We start from the raw sequence: 17,524 nt of genomic DNA, 5'->3' as shown, positions 1-17,524 counted from the left end.
CGGATAAGGGCGGCTCAATCGAGGAGTTGAGATCAGATGAAACGACAAATTTTCGTGGGTGTGGTGCTGGCTTTGACGGCGGGCATCCCTGCTGCGCAGGCGCAGCGGATTGACGCCTATAACGACCCAGCGACCGTAGCCGAGGGCAAGCTCATCTATGACGGCGCCTGCGCCTCGTGTCATGGGGCTGATCTGGAGGGACAACCCAACTGGCGGCAGCCTGGGCCGGACGGCAAACTGCCCGCCCCACCCCATGATGTTTCCGGCCACACTTGGCACCACGCGGAGGAGCAGCTGTTTGTGATTACGAAATTCGGTACGGAAGCGCTGGTTGGTGGCACGTACAAAAGCGACATGCGTGGTTTTCAGGATGAGTTGACTGATGCCCAGATCAAGGCGGTTCTCGCTTTCATCAAAAGCACTTGGCCTGCAGACGTCCAAGAGCGGCATAGTGCGATGACCCGTTAGGGGCTGGCATAGAGCGCGTCGCGTCGCATAGGGTCTCTTGAAAAGGAGATTCTATCGTGACGTTAAATATTCGTGCCGTGGCGGCGGCTGATCGTGCGGCTTGGGGCGGGCTGTTTAAGGGGTATGCGGCCTTCTATGGTGTCGCCCAGACCGAGGACATGCGCGACCGCGTTTGGGAGTGGTTGATAGACCCTGCCCATGAGGTGAACGGGTTTGTCGCGGAGGTGGACGGCGCGCTTGTGGGATTGACCCATTACAGACCGTTCGAGCGGCCGTTAGCGGCAGGCACGGGTGGATTTCTGGATGATTTGTTCGTGAGCCCCGACGCACGAGGCCTAAAAGCCGGCGAGGCGCTTATTGCGGCTGTGCAGGCAGAAGGTCGCAAGCGTGGTTGGGGTGTGGTGCGGTGGATTACTGCTGACGACAATTACCGCGCGCGGGGGCTGTATGACCAACTGGCAACGCGCACCGGCTGGGTCACTTATGATCTGGATGTTGACGGTGCGACGATCTGAACGAAAAACGCCGGGGTGTTGCCCGGCGTTTGACTTGTTATTCGGTGGTTTCGGTCTCTCGCTCTCGCGAAAAGCTCATATCGCCCTCACGAGGGGGGCGACCGATCACGTCGCGCAGCTCGTCCAACTCGATGAAGTTGTCGGCTTGACGGCGTAATTCGTCCGAGATCATCGGCGGGTTGGACCGGATCGTCGAGACGACCGATACGCGAACGCCTTTGCGCTGGATTGACTCGACCAGCGGGCGGAAGTCACCATCACCGGAGAAGATCACGATATGATCCACATGGGGTGCTAGTTCCATGGCATCGACCGCCAATTCGATATCCATGTTGCCTTTGACCTTACGCCGACCTTCCCGGTCAGTGTATTCCTTGGCCGGTTTGGTGACCATGGTGAAGCCGTTGTAGTGCAGCCAGTCGACAAGCGGGCGAATGGGCGAATAATCGTCATTCTCCAGCAAAGCTGTGTAGTAGAATGCACGCAGCATTTTGCCACGACGCATGAACTCGTGCCTTAGGAGTTTGTAGTCAATATCAAACCCCAAAGACTTGGCAGCGGCGTATAGATTCGACCCGTCTATAAACAGCGCCAGCCGTTCGTCTTTATAAAACATTAAATGTCCTTCCGATAAACGCTTAGCCCGATTAATAATCCCCGAGTGAGGGGCGTAGGCGTACACGCCTCGTCAAACATAAGGAAAAAAGCTTATGCCGCAACCCACGGAGGGTCACAAAGGGCTGATAATAGCTCATGTTGCGCTGGGTAGTAACGCAACGTCAAGTTCTGGATCGCCGGAATTTACCCTGCGAGAGGTTAAGCAGGCGATTTCGAGCGACTCAGTTAACGTGCTGGCTGAAAGCCGTTTTTTCCGCAGTCCTGCTTTTCCAGCGGACAGCGGGCCGGATTATGTGAACGCCGCAATTACCCTTGAGACAGCCCTGTCAGCAGAGGCGCTATTGACGCACCTGCACCGTGTGGAGGCCGAGTTCGGCCGTGTGCGCGAGGAGCGCTGGGCGGCTCGAACGCTAGATCTGGATTTGCTTGATTATGGTGGTACTATCGTGCCGGATCAGGCAACGGTAGAGCGCTGGATCAACCTGCAGCTTGTGCGCCAGATGAACGAGGCTCCAGAGAGGCTGATTTTGCCTCATCCGAGGATTCAAGATCGCGCATTTGTATTGATTCCCTTGGCTGATATTGCGCCGAGTTGGGTGCATCCTTTGACCGGTCAAAGCGTGACCGAGCTGCTCAGCGAGCTTCCTCAGGAAGAAAAAGGCGCGATTTGCCCGCTGTAGAAGCCGATTTGAGGGGTTTTAAGGTTGTATTCAGCCTTTAACGGTCCTAGTTGTGCCGTCTGACATCCCCTGTGAATGACTGGAGTCCCCAATGGCCCGCGTGACGGTTGAAGATTGCGTAGACAAGGTTCCTAACCGCTTTGAGCTGGTTATGTTGGCGTCCCATCGAGCCCGCGAGATTGCGGCCGGTGATGCGCTTACTGTTGATCGCGACAACGACAAAAACCCTGTTGTATCCCTGCGCGAGATTGCAGACGAGACCCAAACAGCTGACGAGTTGCGCGAGCGCATGATCGAAAGCAACCAGACACAAATCGAAGTGGACGAGCCTGAAGAAGACGCCATGGCGCTTCTCATGGGTGTTGAGCAGGACAAGCCTGCCGACGATGATATGTCCGAAGAGAAGTTGCTGCGGGCCTTGATGGAAGCACAAGGGCCAAAGTAAGGCTCTACAAAATTGGCGGCGGACCAACGGATGATTTCTGATAGCGACCTGATCGCGATGGTCCGTGCCTACAATCCCAATACGAACGAAGCCCTGATCCGTGATGCCTATGCCTACGGTGCAAAAATGCACGAGGGGCAGACGCGGCATTCCGGCGAGCCATATTTCACGCATCCAGTTGAAGTTGCTGCCCTGCTGACGGAGCGGTGGTTGGACGATGCAACCATCGTAACGGCGTTGCTGCACGACACGATTGAAGACACGGGTTCGACCTTTTCTGAGGTGGAGCGTCGCTTCGGCTCCGAGATTGCTGAATTAGTGGACGGCGTCACCAAGCTGACCAATCTGGAACTGAACTCCAGCGAGACCAAACAAGCCGAGAATTTCCGCAAGCTGTTTATGGCGATGTCCAAGGACTTGCGAGTGATTTTGGTGAAGCTGGCCGACCGGCTGCACAACATGCGCACGATCAAGCATATGCGTCCTGAAAAGCAGGTACAAAAAGCACGTGAGACGATGGATATCTATGCGCCACTGGCCGGGCGTATGGGGATGCATTGGATGCGTGAAGAGCTGGAAGATCTAGCCTTTCGTGTTCTGAACCCGGATGCACGGGCGTCGATTATCCGTCGGTTTATTACGCTGCAAAAAGAGACTGGCGACGTTGTTCCGAAAATTACCGAAGATATTCGCACGGAATTGGCGAATGCGCGGATTGAGGGCAAAGTTCTCGGGCGCGCCAAGAAGCCCTATTCCATCTGGCGGAAGATGGAAGAGAAGAAGCAGAGTTTCTCACGGCTGTCCGACATTTATGGCTTCCGCGTAATTACCAATTCCGAAGATGATTGCTACCGCGCCTTGGGAGTGCTGCACCGCAGGTGGCGGTCCGTTCCTGGCCGGTTCAAGGACTACATCAGCCAGCCAAAGACCAATGGCTATCGCTCGATCCACACGACGGTTTCTGGACGTGATGGTAAACGCGTCGAAATCCAAATTCGTACCCGCCAGATGCATGACGTGGCTGAGGCTGGCGTTGCTGCCCACTGGGCCTACCGCGATGGCGAACGGGTCGAGAACCCATTTGCTGTTGATCCGTCCACTTGGGTCTCGTCCATGACCGAGCGATTCGAGCAGGCCGATGACCACGATGATTTCCTCGAGCATGTGAAGCTGGAGATGTATTCGGACCAAGTGTTCTGCTTCACCCCGAAAGGGGAGGTCGTCAAGCTGCCGCGTGGGGCGACCCCGTTGGATTATGCCTACGCGATCCACACACGGATCGGGCATAGCTGCGTTGGGGCGAAGGTCGACGGTTTACGCGTGCCGCTTTGGACGCGGCTGCGCAATGGCCAATCGGTAGAGATCATTACGGCCGAAGGACAAAAACCGCAACCGACCTGGATCGACATCGCGGTTACTGGTCGCGCTAGATCGGCCATCCGCAAGTCGTTGCGCGAAGAACACCGCGACCGATATATCAAGCTGGGCCGCGAGTTGACGCGTGTGGCGTTCGAGCATGTGGGAAAGAAGGCTTCGGATAAGGCATTGGACACGGCTGCCAAAGAGCTGAGCTTGACCGATGCGTCGCAATTGCTGGAGTATGTCGGTTCAACCGAGCTGTCTGCACGGGAAGTTGTGACCGCGCTGTACCCAGAATTGGCCGACACGCCCGACATGGAGCCTGCCGACGCGCAACGTCCTGTTGTTGGTTTGCCAGAAGGGGCGGAAGTCAAACGGGCCGCTTGTTGTCAGGCGGTGCCGGGAGAGCGCATCGTCGGCATCAAGTACAAGGGCGAAGGGGTTTTTGTGCATGCCATTGCCTGTGACGCGCTTGTGGAGTTTGAGGACGAACCCGAACGCTGGCTAGACATTCGTTGGCATACCGGGCGGCATGCGGCGACCAACGCAGTTTCGCTGGCGCTTACCATTGGGAACAGCTTTGGTGTGTTGGGACGTATTTGTACGTTGATCGGGGAGCAGAAGGCGAATATCTCGGACATGCATTTCATCGACCGTAAGCCGGATTACTTTCAACTGCTGGTCGATGTTGACGTGCGGGACGCGGAGCATCTGCATAGCGTGATGACTGCGATCGAGGCTGATAGCGACGTAGCAGCGCTTGAGCGACATAGAGATTTGAGCCGCAAACCGTAATGAGTTGCCCCGTTTGAGCGGGGCGGAGAGGTAAAAACACACGTGTTCAAACGCCGGACACCAAAAAGTTGGGCCCTGTGGGCTCTGCACCTGATCTGGCCTCAGGGCGGATGGGGCAGAGCGTTCGGGTATGTCAAACACCGTGTTCGCCGCCTTCCTGACGATCCTCACCGTATCGCGCGGGGTGTTTTTGCCGGAGTTTTTACTACGTTTACGCCCTTCTACGGCTTCCATTTTTTTATCGCTGCGGGGCTTGGTAAAGTCATGCGGGGCAACATCCTTGCCGCGCTGATGGCGACTTTCTTTGGCAACCCGTTGACCTATCTACCGATTGGCGTGGTGTCGTTGAAAACCGGCCACTTCCTGTTAGGCACCGAGTTTGAAGAGAACATGAATATCGCGCGTCGCTTTGCCGGGGCGTGGCGCGACCTGAAGGACAATTTTTGGTCGATGTTCACTGATGACGTGGCCCATTGGGATCGACTGGCCGGATTTTATGACGAAGTGTTCTTTCCGTATATGATTGGTGGCCTCATTCCTGGCGTGGTTGCGGGCACTATTGCTTATTATGTCAGCGCACCCCTGATTTCCGCCTATCAAAATCGGCGCAAGGGGCGGATAAAAGCTAAGCTGGAAGAAATTCGCCAGCGCAAGGCTGCCAAGAAGGCCGAGGATGGTCGCGTGCAATAAGCGTTGTTGAGCTTGCCGTGCGTTGTCCTATGATCTGGCTAGCAGAGCTATCCAAAGGACGACCCTCATGACCAGTAAGCTGCGCCTTGGCGTCAATATCGATCACGTTGCGACTGTTCGGAATGCCCGTGGTGGAGATAACCCTGATCCGGTCCGTGCTGCACTCTTGGCGCAAGACGCAGGAGCGGACGGCATCACAGCGCATCTGCGCGAGGATCGGCGCCACATTCGTGACGAAGACATAGCGGCCCTCAAGGATGCGATTTCCATTCCTTTGAACTTTGAGATGGCTGCCACCGATGAGATGCAGGCGATTGCCTTGGCGGCCAAACCGCATGCCGTTTGCCTTGTGCCGGAACGGCGTGAGGAAAGGACCACGGAAGGTGGTCTGGATGTCGCGGGCGACGACAACCGGTTGGCGGCATATATCACGCCGTTCAAGGCCGAGGGTACGCGCGTGTCGTTGTTCATCGGCGCGGACGAGCGACAGGTTCGCGCGGCGGCACGCATTGGAGCAGACATTATTGAATTGCACGCAGGCGGCTATTGCGACGCCCATGCCGAAGGGCGCTTTGACGAGCGGGACGCCGAGTTTGTGCGGCTGCGCGACATGGCGACACTTGCCCACTCGTTGGGGCTGGAGGTTCATGCGGGGCATGGCTTCACCTTCGACAGCGTGACGCCGGTCGCCGCCCTGCCGGAAATCGTCGAGCTGAATATCGGACATTTCCTGATTGGCGAGGCGATCTTCACGGGGCTGGACCCAGCGATCAAAGAAATGCGCCGCTTGATGGACGAGGCGCGCGCGTGACCGGCGTCGAGCTTGGGCTGCTGCTTGTAGCCTGGGCGGTTGCGGGGGCCTCGCCCGGACCTGCGACCTTGGCGATTGCCGGAACCTCTATGGAACGGGGGCGCGCGGCGGGGCTGGCGGTCGCAGCGGGGATCGTGTGCGGGTCGGCGTCTTGGGGCGTGGCCGCAGCGCTGGGCATGAGCGCGTTGATGTTGGCGAATGCGTGGCTGGTGGAAATCCTGCGCTATGCGGGCGCGGCCTATCTGATGTATCTGGGGATCAAGGCGTTGCGGTCGGGCCTGTCGAACAAACCGCTGGCGAGCGTGCAGGCCAAGCGCGGCGGGTTGCGGTCGATTTACCTCAAGGGGTTGCTGCTGCATCTAACCAACCCGAAGGCCATATTTAGCTGGGGGGCGATTTTTGCGATTGCGGTGCCGCCCGGCTCTGACATGTGGGTGGTTTGGGAGACCTTCGCGGCGCTGTTCGTCGTGTCCAATCTGGTGTTTTTCGGCTACGCGCTGCTGTTCTCGACCGCGGCCTTCATCCGTGGCTATCAAAGGATGCGGCGGTGGTTCGAGATCAGCTTTGGGCTTATGTTCGGGTTTGCGGGGCTAAAAATTCTAACGGCGAGGCTGACATGAAACGACTACTCACTGCATTATTCTTCGGGCTGCTTGCCCTTCCCGCCGCTGCCCAGCAGGTGCGGCCCTGCGACGAGATGGCCCGCGTGGATGCCGTGGCGGAGCCATGGGCAGACAATACGCAGACCTTTGCGGGCAACCGCGTGCGGCTAGTGGTCATTGACACGCTGGAGCCTGCGGCGGCGGCGTTTCAGCTGGTGATCCTGTCGCCCCCCTTTGACGAGATCGGGGCCCGCCAATGTATGATGGTGGGCAGCGGTGAAGGCTTGGGATTCGGCGGCATGACGCTTGCGGGGATGACCAGCAGCTACGACCCTGCGACGGGGCTGACATGGGGCGTTCTGGTCAAAAGCTACAACGCGGTCACGGGCGGGTTCGATGATCGCGTATTGAACGTGACCCTTAACCAGTCCTCGGGCGCGGTCACGGCGGGTTTTTGATGATCCTCGGGATCGGAACCGATCTGGCCAATATCGAGCGGATCGACGGCACATTGGCGCGGTTCGGTGACCGGTTCCGCAATCGCGTGTTCACCGACGTCGAGCAGCAAAAGGCCGAGCGGCGACGCGACGTGGCGGGAACCTATGCCAAGCGATGGGCGGCGAAAGAGGCGTGCTCCAAGGCGCTTGGCACTGGCCTGCGTATGGGGATTTCGTGGAAGGACATGGCGGTGAGCAATCTTCGCACTGGCCAGCCTGTCATGGAAGTCACCGGCTGGGCAGCGGAGCGTCTGCGCGAGATGACCCCTGAGGGACACGAGGCTGTGATCCACGTCACCTTGACCGACGATCACCCTTGGGCGCAGGCGTTTGTGGTGATCGAGGCGCGGCCCATCGCAGCGGCAGCGACTTGACTCCGATCCCCTCTGGTCGCATGTAGCACCCAACCTATAAAATAAGAGAATATTGATGGCACGCAGCAGTGACAAAGAGCCGGAAGGCATCATGGAAACCGTCAAAACGGTGGTTTACGCGTTGGCAATTGCCGCCGTGTTCCGCACGTTGTTTTTCCAACCATTCTGGATCCCGTCAGGCTCGATGAAGGACACGCTGCTGGTGGGTGACTTCCTGTTCGTCAACAAGATGGCCTACGGCTATTCGCGCTATAGCTGCCCGTTCGGCGTTTGCCCGATCCCTGACCGCCTGTTCGGCGACGAACCGGAGCGCGGCGACGTGGTGGTTTTCCGTCACCCCGTCAGCGGGCAGGATTACATCAAGCGTCTGATCGGCCTGCCGGGTGACAAGGTGCAGGTAAAGAACGGGGTTCTGTTCTTGAACGGCCAAGCGCAGAAGCAAGTGCCGACTGATCCGTTTGTCGAGACTTATGAGGCGCAAGGCTCTGTCGGGGGCGTTCCGAATTGTAGTAACGGCGCTGTAGGTCTTGGCAGTAAATGTGAAAAAGAAAGAGCAATCGAGACGCTGGACGGCGGGGTGAGCCACGCCATTCTGAACATCCGTGACGGCATGGGTGCGGATAACACCGCGGCATTTAACGTCCCCGAGGGGCACTTCTTCTTCATGGGGGACAACCGCGACAACTCCATCGACTCGCGGTTTGCGCAGACAGGCGGCGGCGTCGGTATGGTTCCGTTTGCCAATCTTCTGGGCCGCGCGGACCGTGTGATCTTCTCGTCCGCCGGCTCTCGTATGCTGTATTTCTGGACCTGGCGCGGCGACCGATTCTTCAAGGCGATTGAGTAGAGTAAGTGGCGGAAGTGCAGTCAAATACGCTGATTTTTCTAGCAACGACTCTTGTTCTGGTAGCCGCCGGAACGGCAATAGTCGGGTTAATTCTATTTCGCGCCGTTTGGATACCAGCCGGAAGCATGAAGCCATCATTGTTGGTTGGCGACTACGTTGTGATTAACCAGACGGCTTATGGATTAAGATGCTTTCGAGGAGCCTGTTGGAGACAACCACACTCCGATGATCCTAAGCCTGAGCGTGGCGACGTGGTGGTTTTCCGTCACCCCGTCAGCGGGCAGGATTACATCAAGCGTCTGATCGGCCTGCCGGGTGACAAGGTGCAGGTAAAGAACGGGGTTCTGTTCTTGAACGGCCAAGCGCAGGAGCAAGTGCCGACTGATCCGTTTGTCGAGACCTATGACGCTCAGGGCTCGGTTGGGGGCTTCCCTGCGTGCAGCAATGGTGCAGTAGGTATCGGTGGCGAATGCGAGAAAGAGCGCGCGATGGAGACGCTGGAGGGCGGTGTGACGCATGCCATCCTGAACATTCGTGACGGGTTGGGCGCGGATAACACACCTGTGTTCGATGTGCCGGAAGGGCATTTCTTCTTCATGGGGGACAACCGCGACAACTCCATCGACAGCCGTTTTGCACAAGCTGGCGGTGGTGTCGGCATGGTGCCGTTTGCCAATCTTCTGGGCCGTGCAGATCGCGTAATCTTCTCGTCTGCGGGCTCCCGCATGCTATATTTCTGGACCTGGCGCGGCGACCGGTTCTTCAAAGCGATTGAGTAGGCCCGTGATGAAACTGTCGGCAGAGCTTTCGGCTTTTTGTGACCGGATCGGATACCGGTTTCAGCAGCCCGAGCTTCTGGTGCGCGCGCTGACCCATGGCTCGATTTCGTCGTCCACGCGCCCCGACAATCAACGTTTGGAATTCTTGGGCGACCGTGTGCTTGGCCTTGTGATGGCTGAGGCACTTCTAGATGCAGATGTTGAAGCAACTGAAGGCGTTTTAGCCCCGCGCTACAATGCGTTAGTGCGCAAAGAGACCTGTGCCGCCGTTGCGCGGGACATTGAGCTTGGCGCGGTTTTGAAATTGGGCAAGTCGGAAATGGTATCGGGCGGTCGCCGCAAAGAGGCGTTGCTGGGCGACGGGATGGAGGCGCTGATCGCCGCGGTATACCGTGATGGTGGGTTTGCCGCGGCCCGCGACCTGATACTTAGCCTTTGGGGTCAACGGGTTCACGAAGTCGAAGAAGATGCCCGCGACCCGAAAACAGCCCTGCAGGAACTAGTGCAAGCGCGGGGCGAGTCCACGCCAATATATGAGATTATCAAGCGCGAAGGCCCCGACCACGCGCCGAAATTTACCATCGCGGTGACACTCGCCTCGGGCGAACGAGCGGAAGCGAAAGCAGGGGCCAAGAGGCAAGCGGAACAGGCTGCGGCCAAGGCGCTTTTGGAAAGGCTGGAAACATGACTGAGGCAACCCGCGCGGGGTTCATCGCGCTGATCGGAGAGCCGAATGCAGGCAAATCCACTCTACTGAATCGTATGGTCGGGGCCAAGGTGTCCATCGTGACGCATAAGGTGCAAACGACGCGGGCGCGTATTCGCGGCGTGGCGATGGAAGGTCAGGCGCAATTGGTGTTCGTGGACACGCCCGGCCTGTTTCGCCCGCGTCGCCGCTTGGATCGCGCGATGGTTGCTGCCGCATGGTCCGGTGCGTCGGACGCGGATATTGTGGTGCTGCTGGTCGAAGCACATCGCGGGATTACCGAGGGCGTGGGTGCCATTCTGGACGGGTTGGCTGAGCGCACCGGCGGCGCGCCGGTTGTGCTGGCGATTAACAAGATTGACCGTGTGAAGTCAGATGTGCTGCTTGGGTTGACCAAGGAATTGAATGACCGTTTCGCGTTTGAAGAGACGTTTATGATTTCCGCCGAGAAGGGCCATGGGGTCGATGCGTTGCGGCAGTGGCTTGCGGGGAAAGTGCCGGAAGGTCCGTGGCTGTACCCCGAAGACCAGTTGGCGGACGCGCCGATGCGCCAGATTGCCGCCGAGATTACCCGCGAGAAACTGACCCTGCGTCTGCATCAGGAATTGCCCTATCAGATGACTGTCGAGACCGAGAACTGGGAGGAGCAGAAGGACGGCTCTGCCCGTATTGAACAGCTGATCTACGTGATCCGCGACGGTCACAAGGGCATCGTTTTGGGAGCCAAGGGCGAGACAATCAAAGCAGTGGGCAAAGCCGCTCGCGAGGAATTGGTTGAGTTTCTAGGCCGCAAGGTTCACCTGTTTTTGCAGGTGAAGGTGCGACCCGGCTGGCTGGAGGACAGCGAGCGCTACTCAGAGATGGGTCTCGATTTCAAAGACGGTAATGAGTGATCGCCTGACGACAGATTTCTGGGTCTCGGCCTATTTGAACCGCTTGCGGTTGGCGAATATTCCGGTCTTCGTGACCTGCAAGGGCGACCCGACTGCGGGCGTGGTCATGGTCAAGATGAACACGCTGGACGGGCAGGCCGCGGCCTATCAGCGCTCCTACGATTTGATGAGCGGCGAGCGGGCTTGGGTTGTCCTGAGCGAAGGACCGGAGCGGGACGTGGACGCCGCAATTGCCAAGCAACGCGGTTTCGACCCCGACCTGTGGGTGATCGAGGTCGAGGACAAAGCAGGGCGGCACCTTTTGGACCAAGAGGGCCTGACCTGACGGAGAGTGAATGATGGACTGGCGCAGCCAAGGGGTTCTGTTATCCGCGCGCCGCCACGGCGAGAACGCGGCCATCATCGACGTGTTCACTCCCGACTATGGCCGCCATGCAGGCGTCGTGCGCGGCGGAGCTGGCCGCAAGATGGCCCCGATCCTGCAACCCGGTGCGCAGTTGGATGTCTCATGGCGGGCGCGGCTGGAAGGGCATCTGGGCGCGTTCACCGTGGAGCCGGTCAAATCCCGCGCGGCGGCCGTTATGGGCGATCGCAAAGCGCTGGCAGGGCTGAACGCTTTGTGTGGCTTGTTGCAATTTGCGCTGGCCGAGCGTGACCCGCATCCCGAGCTCTACGACCGCACTTTGTTGGTGTTCGACCTCTTGGGCGAAAGCGACGCGTGGCCCTTGGCTTATGTGCAGTGGGAATTGGCGTTGCTGGAAGAGTTGGGCTTCGGGTTGGATCTCTCGTCCTGTGCCGTTACCGGCTCGATGCAGGAACTGATCTACGTCTCGCCCCGCACGGGTCGGGCGGTGTCGCGGCAGGGCGCAGGGGAGTGGGCGTCGCGTATGTTGGCTTTGCCGGATTGCCTGCGCGGGGTCGGTGATGGCAGACTGGACGACGTGCCGGCGGCGCTGGCGACGACGGGGCATTTCCTGACCTCATGGATGGCCCCGCAACTGGGCAACAAACCGTTGCCAGCCTCAAGGGATCGTTTGGTCGAAACTCTCTCGACTATTCCGAAACCCTGAACACCATCTCGTCGCCCGCATCATTGCTGAGGATCAGGGTGTTTCCCGCCGCCTCTGACAGGGTCATTTTCCCAAGCGCTGCGAAAAAGGTGTTTTCGGCTTTCAGGTCGGGGCAAGCGCGTTTGGTGCTGCCGATGGCCTCTGCTGAGAACCACGGGTAAGGCGCGGTCTGCTGGCCGAAATAGCTGTTGCACGGGGCTTGGCCCGCGATCTTGCCCGCTTCCGGAAAGGTGAGCGTCGCGCTGGTATTGAAAGGCTTGCCGTTCAGCGTTTCCAACTGCCAAACGGCCCCGTCGGCGGCGTAACCCGAGATGGTTTCATCGGTGCAAGAGGCCAGCAACGCCAACGCTATGACCGTTGCCCGGATCAATCGAGCAGACGGCGCGCGATAACCTGCGCCTGAATTTCAGCGGCACCCTCGAAGATGTTGAGGATACGGGCGTCGCACAGGATGCGGCTGATCTTGTATTCCAGCGCGAAGCCGTTGCCACCGTGGATTTGCAGCGCGTTGTCGGCGGACGCCCAAGCGACGCGGGCACCCAGCAGCTTGGCCATACCGGCCTCCAGATCACAACGGCGGTCGTGGTCTTTTTCGTCTGCCGAGAAGTAGGTCAACTGCCGCGCGACCATGGTTTCGACCGCCATCATGGCGATCTTGCCGGAGACGCGGGGGAAGTCGATCAGCGACTTGCCGAACTGCTTGCGGTCCTCGGCGTATTGCATCGCCACATCGAGCGCTGCCTGTGCCACGCCAATGGCGCGGGCGGCGGTCTGGATGCGGGCGGATTCAAACGTCTGCATCAATTGCTTGAAGCCTTGGCCTTCCGCGCCGCCCAACAGGTTCTCGCCTTTCACGTGAAAATTGTCGAAGGCCAGCTCGTATTCTTTCATGCCGCGATAGCCCAGCACCTCGATCTCGCCGCCGGTCATGCCGTCGGTCGGGAACGGGTCCTCGTCGGTGCCGGGAGTCTTTTCGGCGATGAACATGGACAGGCCTTTGTAGTCGGTCGTGTTCGGATCGGTCCGCGCCATCAGCGTCATGAAATGAGTGCGGGCGGCGTGGGTGATCCACGTCTTGTTGCCCGTGACCTTGTAGTCGTCCCCGTCCTTCACGGCCCGTGTGCGCAACGCGCCAAGGTCGGAGCCGGTGTTCGGCTCGGTGAACACCGCCGTTGGCAGGGTCTCGCCGGAGGCCAGTTTGGGCAGCCACTTTTCCTTCTGCGCGTCGGTGCCGCCGCATAGGATCAGCTCCGCCGCGATTTCGGAGCGGGTGCCAAGGGAACCCACGCCGATATAGCCGCGCGACAGCTCTTCCGAGACGACGACCATGGAGGCTTTGGACAGGCCGAAGCCGCCGAACTCCTCGGGGATGGTCAGGCCGAAGACGCCCATTTCGGCAAGCTCTTCGATGATCTCCATCGGGATCAACTCGTCCTTGAGGTGCCAGTCATGAGCGTGCGGCTCCACCTTTTCGATGGAGAAGCGGCGGAATTGCTCGCGGATCATTTCCAGCTCTTCATCGAGACCGGACGCGCCGGTGATGATCTCGGCGGAGCGTTCCTGCATCAGCTCCACCAGCCGCGTGCGAGCGGCTTGGGTGTTGCCGTTTTGCGAAAGCGTCATGATTTCAGGCATCATCAGGCCGCGCTGGTCGTCTTGCGTCAGGCCGATATCTTGCAGGCGCAGAATTTCGCCCTGTGACATCGGAATGCCGCCGTAGATTTGCCAGAGATATTCGCCAAATGCGATCTGGTGAATGAGCTGTTCCACCTCGGAAAACTTGCCCGCCTCGGTCAATTTTTCGGCCCAGTGCTGCATCTGCGTGAGGGACTGAATATAGGTCGCCACCCATGCCAGCCCGTGGGCGGCGGTCTGGTTTTGCTCGATTAGGCTTGCGGAAATACGACCGTTTTCAGTAACTTGAGCGCGAACAGCGTCTTTCGCCTTTGCCAGCAGATCACCAAGCGGAGCAATGGTGGCGGCGGTAAGGGTCAGCAGGTCCGGCAGGACAATTGGGGTTGGTGTGGAAAGGGTCATATCTTGTCCGTCATGGGCCATGGCTCGAATCCTTTATACAGCTTTGCACCGAAATAATCCTTTTGCAGGTGCAGCGCAACTTTGATGCGTGAAAATGTAGGGTTGTGAACGAAAATGTCGCGAAGTTTTAGTTGATGCGCCCAGAAATCGGGTGGGCTACCAAAGGCGCATGGATTTATTCTCCTCGATCATCTCGCCTGAATTTTTGCTGCTGGCAATGGTGGTCGGTGTTGTTTCCGGTTTTGTGAAGGGCGTGGTGGGATTTGCCATGCCGACGATTTTCATATCGGGTTTAAGCAGTTTCCTGTCACCGGAGCTTGCTTTGGCGGGGTTGATCCTGCCGACCGTGGTGACCAATGGCATCCAAGCGCTACGCCAAGGTGCGCGCGCGGCATGGACCTCGCTTACCCACTACAAACTGTTTTTGAGTGTTGGCGCGGTCGTGCTGGTGCTCAGCGCCCAGTTGGTGACGGTGATCCCGTCGAACATCCTTTATCTGGCAATCGGCCTGCCAGTGGCGGTGTTTACCGCCGTGCAGCTTTTGGGCTGGAACCCGACATTGGCGCGCCGGGATAGCAGGATCGAGGCCGCGGTTGGCGCCTTCGCCGGTTTCGTGGCCGGGTTGTCGGGGATCTGGGGGCCGCCGACGGTTTTGTATCTCACGGCGGTGAACACACCCAAGAAGGAGCAGATGCGCGTTCAAGGCGTGGTGTTCGGACTTGGTGCGCTGATGCTTCTAGCGGCACATTTGCAATCGGGCGTCTTGCGGATGGAAACGCTGCCATTCTCGGCCATTCTCATTATTCCCGCCATTTTTGGCATTTGGCTGGGGTTCAAGGTGCAGGACCGGATCGACCAAGCGACCTTTCGCAAGGTGACGTCCTGGGTGCTGCTGCTGGCAGGGCTCAACCTGATCCGGCGCGGGCTGATGGGTTAGGAAAGCAGCGCGCCCGAGCAATAGCTGGACAGGTTCGGGATGCGTGACGGGTCGACGACTTTGAAATTGACCGCATAGAGCAGGGTGCCATTATGGCTGGCCTGTAGCGCCCAGTCGCCTGCGACCATTTCGAACGGAAATTCGAACAGGAAAAAGTTTAGGTTGGAGGCGCGGGACACCAGATCGCTGCGCCAGCTTTCTTCTGTGACGTTTGTTCCGGTATAGGGCGGATGAAAGACCGAAATCTCCACATCCCGCAATTCCACGCCGTCCGGCAGTTGCACGTCCACGCCAAAGCCGATGCCCTTGGACAGCGGGACGACTTGGGTGGTGTGCTCGATGCGCTGGCTTTGGTCGCGTTGGGTGATGAAGCCCAGATGCGTGTCAGGCGCGGGCAGCTTTTTGGCTGTGCCAGACGGGCAGACCAGCCCGTAGTTGATCTTGGACAGAATGCGTTCGTCGAAAACCAGATCAGGCGCAGCATCTTTCAAGAACTGCGCCTGCGTTGGTGTCGTCAGGCTCAGAAGGCCAATCGTGATGATGGCTTTGAGCGTTGTACGGATCATCCGATGGCGGCGCTTTTCACGTCGTCGTCGATGAACGGAACGTATTGGCCGAAGTTCTCCGCGAACATTTCCACCAACTTGGCGGCCTGCGCGTCATAATCGGCTTCCTTGCCCCATGTGCTGCGCGGGTCGAGCAAGCGGTTGTCCACGCCATCGCAGGTGACCGGAACCTCGAAGCCGAAGTTCGGGTCCTTGCGGAACTCCCCCTCGTTCAGGGAGCCGTTCAGGGCCGCCGTCAGCAGTGCCCGCGTTGCGCGGATTGGCATGCGCGAGCCGGTGCCATATGCGCCACCGGTCCAGCCGGTGTTGACCAGCCAGCAGGACGCGCCGTGGGTGGCGATCTTTTCGCGCAGTAGGTTGCCGTAGACTTCGGGGCGGCGGGGCATAAAGGGCGCACCGAAGCAGGTGGAGAATGTAGGCTCCGGCTCGGTCACGCCGCGCTCGGTGCCGGCCACCTTAGAGGTGAAGCCCGACAGGAAGTGGTACATGGCTTGGGCAGGGGTCAGGCGGGCGATGGGGGGCAGCACGCCGAATGCATCGCAGGTCAGCATGATGATGTTCTTGGGATTGCCGCCAAGCGCCGTATCGGAGGCGTTAGAAATATAGTGCAGCGGATAGGCGCAGCGCATGTTGGCGGTCAGGCTGTCATCCTCGAAGTCCAGATCTTTGGTATCTCCGTCGTAGACCATGTTCTCGATCACCGTGCCGAATTTCTCGGTGGTGGCGAAGATTTCCGGCTCGGCCTCGGCAGACAGGGAAATGGTCTTGGCGTAGCAGCCACCCTCGAAGTTGAAGATGCCACGGTCGGACCATCCATGCTCGTCATCGCCTATCAGCGTGCGGGATGGATCAGCCGATAGCGTGGTTTTGCCGGTGCCCGACAGGCCGAAGAACACTGCCGCGTCGGCAGGGTTGTCATGGGCGTGGTTGGCCGAGCAGTGCATCGGCATGATGTTTTTCTCAGGCAGCAGGTAGTTCAGCAGCGAGAAGACCGATTTCTTGTTCTCACCCGCATAAGCGGTGCCGCCGATCAGGATCAGCTTCTTGTCGAAGTTCATCGCAATGACGGTTTCCGAGCGGCAGCCGTGTTTGGCCGGATCCGCGTGGAAGCTGGGGCAGTTGATAACCGTGAACTCTGGCACGAAGCCCGCCAGTTCGTCGGCCTCTGGACGGCGTAGTAGGTGGCGGATGAATAGACCGTGCCACGCAAGCTCGGTCACCACGCGCACGTCGAGGCGGTGCTCCGGGTCGGCGCCGCCGAACAGGTCCTGAACGAAATAGTCGCGGCCCTTCATGTGCTCCAGCATGTCGGCGTACAGTACATCGAAGGCGTCTGGCTCCATCGGGGCGTTGTTTTCCCACCAGATGCTGTCTTCGACGGATGGAGTGCGAACGACAAACTTATCTTTCGGGGACCGGCCTGTATGCTTGCCAGTGGTCACCAAAAAGGAGCCACCTTTGCCTAGGTTACCTTCGCCGCGCTTCAACGCTTCTTCGATCAGGGCAGGCTCCAGATAGTTATAGTAGACGCCCCCAAGGCCGGAAATACCCTGTTCGTCCAACATATGAGCTGGATTAACGCGTCCTGTGTTCATGAGCTTGCTCCTGTTGCGAGAGTTGTCCCGCGTGCATTTTGTTCCAGCGAGTCCTGATATCCGCCAGTTTCGCCCCGACGAGGCGACTAGTCCTCATATACCACGTCGATTTTGGGAGGAAACCGGTCGGGGACGGCGTGATAGCGTTATCATTGCAGTCAGGTGCGGCATATTAGTCAAACATTAGGGCGGAAATGTCCCAATGAGGCTTGAACAGGCTTGATTCGCCACAATTCAATT

At 58.8% G+C, this 17,524-nt stretch carries 22 protein-coding genes; 17 read left to right on the top strand and 5 right to left on the bottom strand.

Annotation, left to right across the window (positions count from 1 at the left end; genetic code table 11):
- The first annotated feature begins 36 nt into the window (after positions 1–36).
- Both BCF46_RS16680 and BCF46_RS16675 read left to right on the top strand, forming a co-directional pair.
- A complete protein-coding gene (locus tag BCF46_RS16680) occupies positions 37–468 on the top strand; it encodes a c-type cytochrome (RefSeq protein WP_121026992.1) in 432 nt (143 codons plus the stop codon).
- Between the two features lie 56 nt (positions 469–524).
- On the top strand, positions 525–983 hold the full coding sequence (locus BCF46_RS16675; protein ID WP_245990211.1) for a GNAT family N-acetyltransferase: 459 nt from the start codon (positions 525–527) through the stop codon (positions 981–983).
- A gap of 37 nt (positions 984–1,020) precedes the next feature.
- On the opposite strand, the gene BCF46_RS16670 is transcribed toward BCF46_RS16675, so the two are convergent.
- Complete coding sequence (locus BCF46_RS16670) at positions 1,021–1,599, bottom strand: LabA-like NYN domain-containing protein (protein ID WP_121026989.1); 579 nt, start codon at positions 1,597–1,599, stop codon at positions 1,021–1,023.
- A gap of 94 nt (positions 1,600–1,693) precedes the next feature.
- Between BCF46_RS16670 and folK the strand changes: the two genes are divergently transcribed.
- The 14 genes from folK (at position 1,694) to recO (ending at position 12,149) form a co-directional block, all read left to right on the top strand.
- Complete coding sequence (gene folK / locus BCF46_RS16665; protein ID WP_121026986.1) at positions 1,694–2,281, top strand: 2-amino-4-hydroxy-6-hydroxymethyldihydropteridine diphosphokinase; 588 nt, start codon at positions 1,694–1,696, stop codon at positions 2,279–2,281.
- Between the two features lie 91 nt (positions 2,282–2,372).
- On the top strand, positions 2,373–2,726 hold the full coding sequence (gene rpoZ, locus BCF46_RS16660) for a DNA-directed RNA polymerase subunit omega (RefSeq protein WP_121026983.1): 354 nt from the start codon (positions 2,373–2,375) through the stop codon (positions 2,724–2,726).
- 30 nt (positions 2,727–2,756) lie between these two features.
- Positions 2,757–4,880 carry a RelA/SpoT family protein gene (locus BCF46_RS16655; protein ID WP_121026980.1) on the top strand — a complete coding sequence of 708 codons (2,124 nt, stop codon included), beginning with the start codon at positions 2,757–2,759 and terminating at the stop codon, positions 4,878–4,880.
- A 42-nt stretch (positions 4,881–4,922) separates the two neighbouring features.
- Positions 4,923–5,570 (top strand): DUF2062 domain-containing protein, encoded by a 648-nt coding sequence (locus BCF46_RS16650; protein WP_121026977.1) that lies wholly within the window; start codon positions 4,923–4,925, stop codon positions 5,568–5,570.
- 67 nt (positions 5,571–5,637) lie between these two features.
- The gene (locus BCF46_RS16645; RefSeq protein ID WP_211332833.1) at positions 5,638–6,381 is read left to right on the top strand and encodes a pyridoxine 5'-phosphate synthase; all 744 of its coding nucleotides are present in this window, start codon (positions 5,638–5,640) and stop codon (positions 6,379–6,381) included.
- A complete protein-coding gene (locus BCF46_RS16640; protein WP_121026974.1) occupies positions 6,378–7,001 on the top strand; it encodes a LysE family translocator in 624 nt (207 codons plus the stop codon). Before BCF46_RS16645 ends, BCF46_RS16640 begins: the two co-directional genes overlap by 4 nt.
- Entirely contained in the window at positions 6,998–7,441 is a 444-nt protein-coding gene (locus BCF46_RS16635) for a hypothetical protein (RefSeq protein WP_121026971.1), read from the top strand. The genes BCF46_RS16640 and BCF46_RS16635 overlap by 4 nt, the downstream gene beginning before the upstream one ends.
- Positions 7,441–7,854, top strand: coding sequence for a holo-ACP synthase (acpS, locus tag BCF46_RS16630; protein WP_121026968.1), 414 nt, complete (start codon positions 7,441–7,443; stop codon positions 7,852–7,854). The genes BCF46_RS16635 and acpS overlap by 1 nt, the downstream gene beginning before the upstream one ends.
- Before the next feature lie 55 nt (positions 7,855–7,909).
- The gene (gene lepB / locus BCF46_RS16625; protein ID WP_121026965.1) at positions 7,910–8,701 is read left to right on the top strand and encodes a signal peptidase I; all 792 of its coding nucleotides are present in this window, start codon (positions 7,910–7,912) and stop codon (positions 8,699–8,701) included.
- A 251-nt stretch (positions 8,702–8,952) separates the two neighbouring features.
- Positions 8,953–9,480 carry a signal peptidase I gene (gene lepB / locus BCF46_RS16620; protein WP_425454431.1) on the top strand — a complete coding sequence of 176 codons (528 nt, stop codon included), beginning with the start codon at positions 8,953–8,955 and terminating at the stop codon, positions 9,478–9,480.
- 7 nt (positions 9,481–9,487) lie between these two features.
- Positions 9,488–10,168, top strand: coding sequence for a ribonuclease III (gene rnc, locus BCF46_RS16615; RefSeq protein ID WP_121026959.1), 681 nt, complete (start codon positions 9,488–9,490; stop codon positions 10,166–10,168).
- Complete coding sequence (era, locus tag BCF46_RS16610) at positions 10,165–11,079, top strand: GTPase Era (RefSeq protein ID WP_121026956.1); 915 nt, start codon at positions 10,165–10,167, stop codon at positions 11,077–11,079. Before rnc ends, era begins: the two co-directional genes overlap by 4 nt.
- Complete coding sequence (locus BCF46_RS16605) at positions 11,072–11,404, top strand: DUF1491 family protein (protein WP_121026953.1); 333 nt, start codon at positions 11,072–11,074, stop codon at positions 11,402–11,404. Before era ends, BCF46_RS16605 begins: the two co-directional genes overlap by 8 nt.
- A 13-nt stretch (positions 11,405–11,417) precedes the next feature.
- Entirely contained in the window at positions 11,418–12,149 is a 732-nt protein-coding gene (gene recO, locus BCF46_RS16600) for a DNA repair protein RecO (RefSeq protein WP_121026950.1), read from the top strand.
- Here the strand turns inward: recO and BCF46_RS16595 are convergent.
- Together BCF46_RS16595 and BCF46_RS16590 are read right to left on the bottom strand one after the other, a co-directional pair.
- Complete coding sequence (locus tag BCF46_RS16595; protein WP_121026947.1) at positions 12,133–12,519, bottom strand: META domain-containing protein; 387 nt, start codon at positions 12,517–12,519, stop codon at positions 12,133–12,135. The genes recO and BCF46_RS16595 overlap by 17 nt on opposite strands.
- Complete coding sequence (locus BCF46_RS16590; RefSeq protein WP_121026944.1) at positions 12,516–14,207, bottom strand: acyl-CoA dehydrogenase family protein; 1,692 nt, start codon at positions 14,205–14,207, stop codon at positions 12,516–12,518. The genes BCF46_RS16595 and BCF46_RS16590 overlap by 4 nt, the downstream gene beginning before the upstream one ends.
- A gap of 148 nt (positions 14,208–14,355) precedes the next feature.
- On the opposite strand from BCF46_RS16590, the gene BCF46_RS16585 reads away from it, so the two are divergent.
- A complete protein-coding gene (locus tag BCF46_RS16585) occupies positions 14,356–15,123 on the top strand; it encodes a sulfite exporter TauE/SafE family protein (protein WP_121026941.1) in 768 nt (255 codons plus the stop codon).
- On the opposite strand, the gene BCF46_RS16580 is transcribed toward BCF46_RS16585, so the two are convergent.
- Positions 15,120–15,689 carry a DUF3859 domain-containing protein gene (locus BCF46_RS16580; protein ID WP_121026939.1) on the bottom strand — a complete coding sequence of 190 codons (570 nt, stop codon included), beginning with the start codon at positions 15,687–15,689 and terminating at the stop codon, positions 15,120–15,122. The two genes, BCF46_RS16585 and BCF46_RS16580, sit on opposite strands and share 4 nt — an antisense overlap.
- Positions 15,686–17,284 carry a phosphoenolpyruvate carboxykinase gene (locus BCF46_RS16575; protein WP_121026936.1) on the bottom strand — a complete coding sequence of 533 codons (1,599 nt, stop codon included), beginning with the start codon at positions 17,282–17,284 and terminating at the stop codon, positions 15,686–15,688. Before BCF46_RS16575 ends, BCF46_RS16580 begins: the two co-directional genes overlap by 4 nt.
- Positions 17,285–17,524: the final 240 nt, after the last annotated feature.

The organism is Litoreibacter meonggei, assembly GCF_003663885.1.
Classification (GTDB): domain Bacteria; phylum Pseudomonadota; class Alphaproteobacteria; order Rhodobacterales; family Rhodobacteraceae; genus Litoreibacter; species Litoreibacter meonggei.
This window is presented reverse-complemented; position numbering and strand designations above follow the sequence as displayed.

Excerpts from the sequence above, each read along its gene's own strand:
- BCF46_RS16680 (WP_121026992.1), top strand. The coding sequence starts at position 37 with ATGAAACGACAAATTTTCGTGGGTGTGGTGCTGGCTTTGACGGCGGGC.
- BCF46_RS16670 (WP_121026989.1), bottom strand. The coding sequence starts at position 1,599 with ATGTTTTATAAAGACGAACGGCTGGCGCTGTTTATAGACGGGTCGAAT.
- folK (WP_121026986.1), top strand. The coding sequence starts at position 1,694 with ATGCCGCAACCCACGGAGGGTCACAAAGGGCTGATAATAGCTCATGTT.
- rpoZ (WP_121026983.1), top strand. The coding sequence starts at position 2,373 with ATGGCCCGCGTGACGGTTGAAGATTGCGTAGACAAGGTTCCTAACCGC.
- BCF46_RS16655 (WP_121026980.1), top strand. The coding sequence starts at position 2,757 with ATGATTTCTGATAGCGACCTGATCGCGATGGTCCGTGCCTACAATCCC.
- BCF46_RS16645 (WP_211332833.1), top strand. The coding sequence starts at position 5,638 with ATGACCAGTAAGCTGCGCCTTGGCGTCAATATCGATCACGTTGCGACT.
- BCF46_RS16635 (WP_121026971.1), top strand. The coding sequence starts at position 6,998 with ATGAAACGACTACTCACTGCATTATTCTTCGGGCTGCTTGCCCTTCCC.
- acpS (WP_121026968.1), top strand. The coding sequence starts at position 7,441 with ATGATCCTCGGGATCGGAACCGATCTGGCCAATATCGAGCGGATCGAC.
- lepB (WP_121026965.1), top strand. The coding sequence starts at position 7,910 with ATGGCACGCAGCAGTGACAAAGAGCCGGAAGGCATCATGGAAACCGTC.
- rnc (WP_121026959.1), top strand. The coding sequence starts at position 9,488 with ATGAAACTGTCGGCAGAGCTTTCGGCTTTTTGTGACCGGATCGGATAC.
- era (WP_121026956.1), top strand. The coding sequence starts at position 10,165 with ATGACTGAGGCAACCCGCGCGGGGTTCATCGCGCTGATCGGAGAGCCG.
- BCF46_RS16605 (WP_121026953.1), top strand. The coding sequence starts at position 11,072 with ATGAGTGATCGCCTGACGACAGATTTCTGGGTCTCGGCCTATTTGAAC.
- recO (WP_121026950.1), top strand. The coding sequence starts at position 11,418 with ATGGACTGGCGCAGCCAAGGGGTTCTGTTATCCGCGCGCCGCCACGGC.
- BCF46_RS16590 (WP_121026944.1), bottom strand. The coding sequence starts at position 14,207 with ATGGCCCATGACGGACAAGATATGACCCTTTCCACACCAACCCCAATT.
- BCF46_RS16585 (WP_121026941.1), top strand. The coding sequence starts at position 14,356 with ATGGATTTATTCTCCTCGATCATCTCGCCTGAATTTTTGCTGCTGGCA.
- BCF46_RS16580 (WP_121026939.1), bottom strand. The coding sequence starts at position 15,689 with ATGATCCGTACAACGCTCAAAGCCATCATCACGATTGGCCTTCTGAGC.
- BCF46_RS16575 (WP_121026936.1), bottom strand. The coding sequence starts at position 17,284 with ATGAACACAGGACGCGTTAATCCAGCTCATATGTTGGACGAACAGGGT.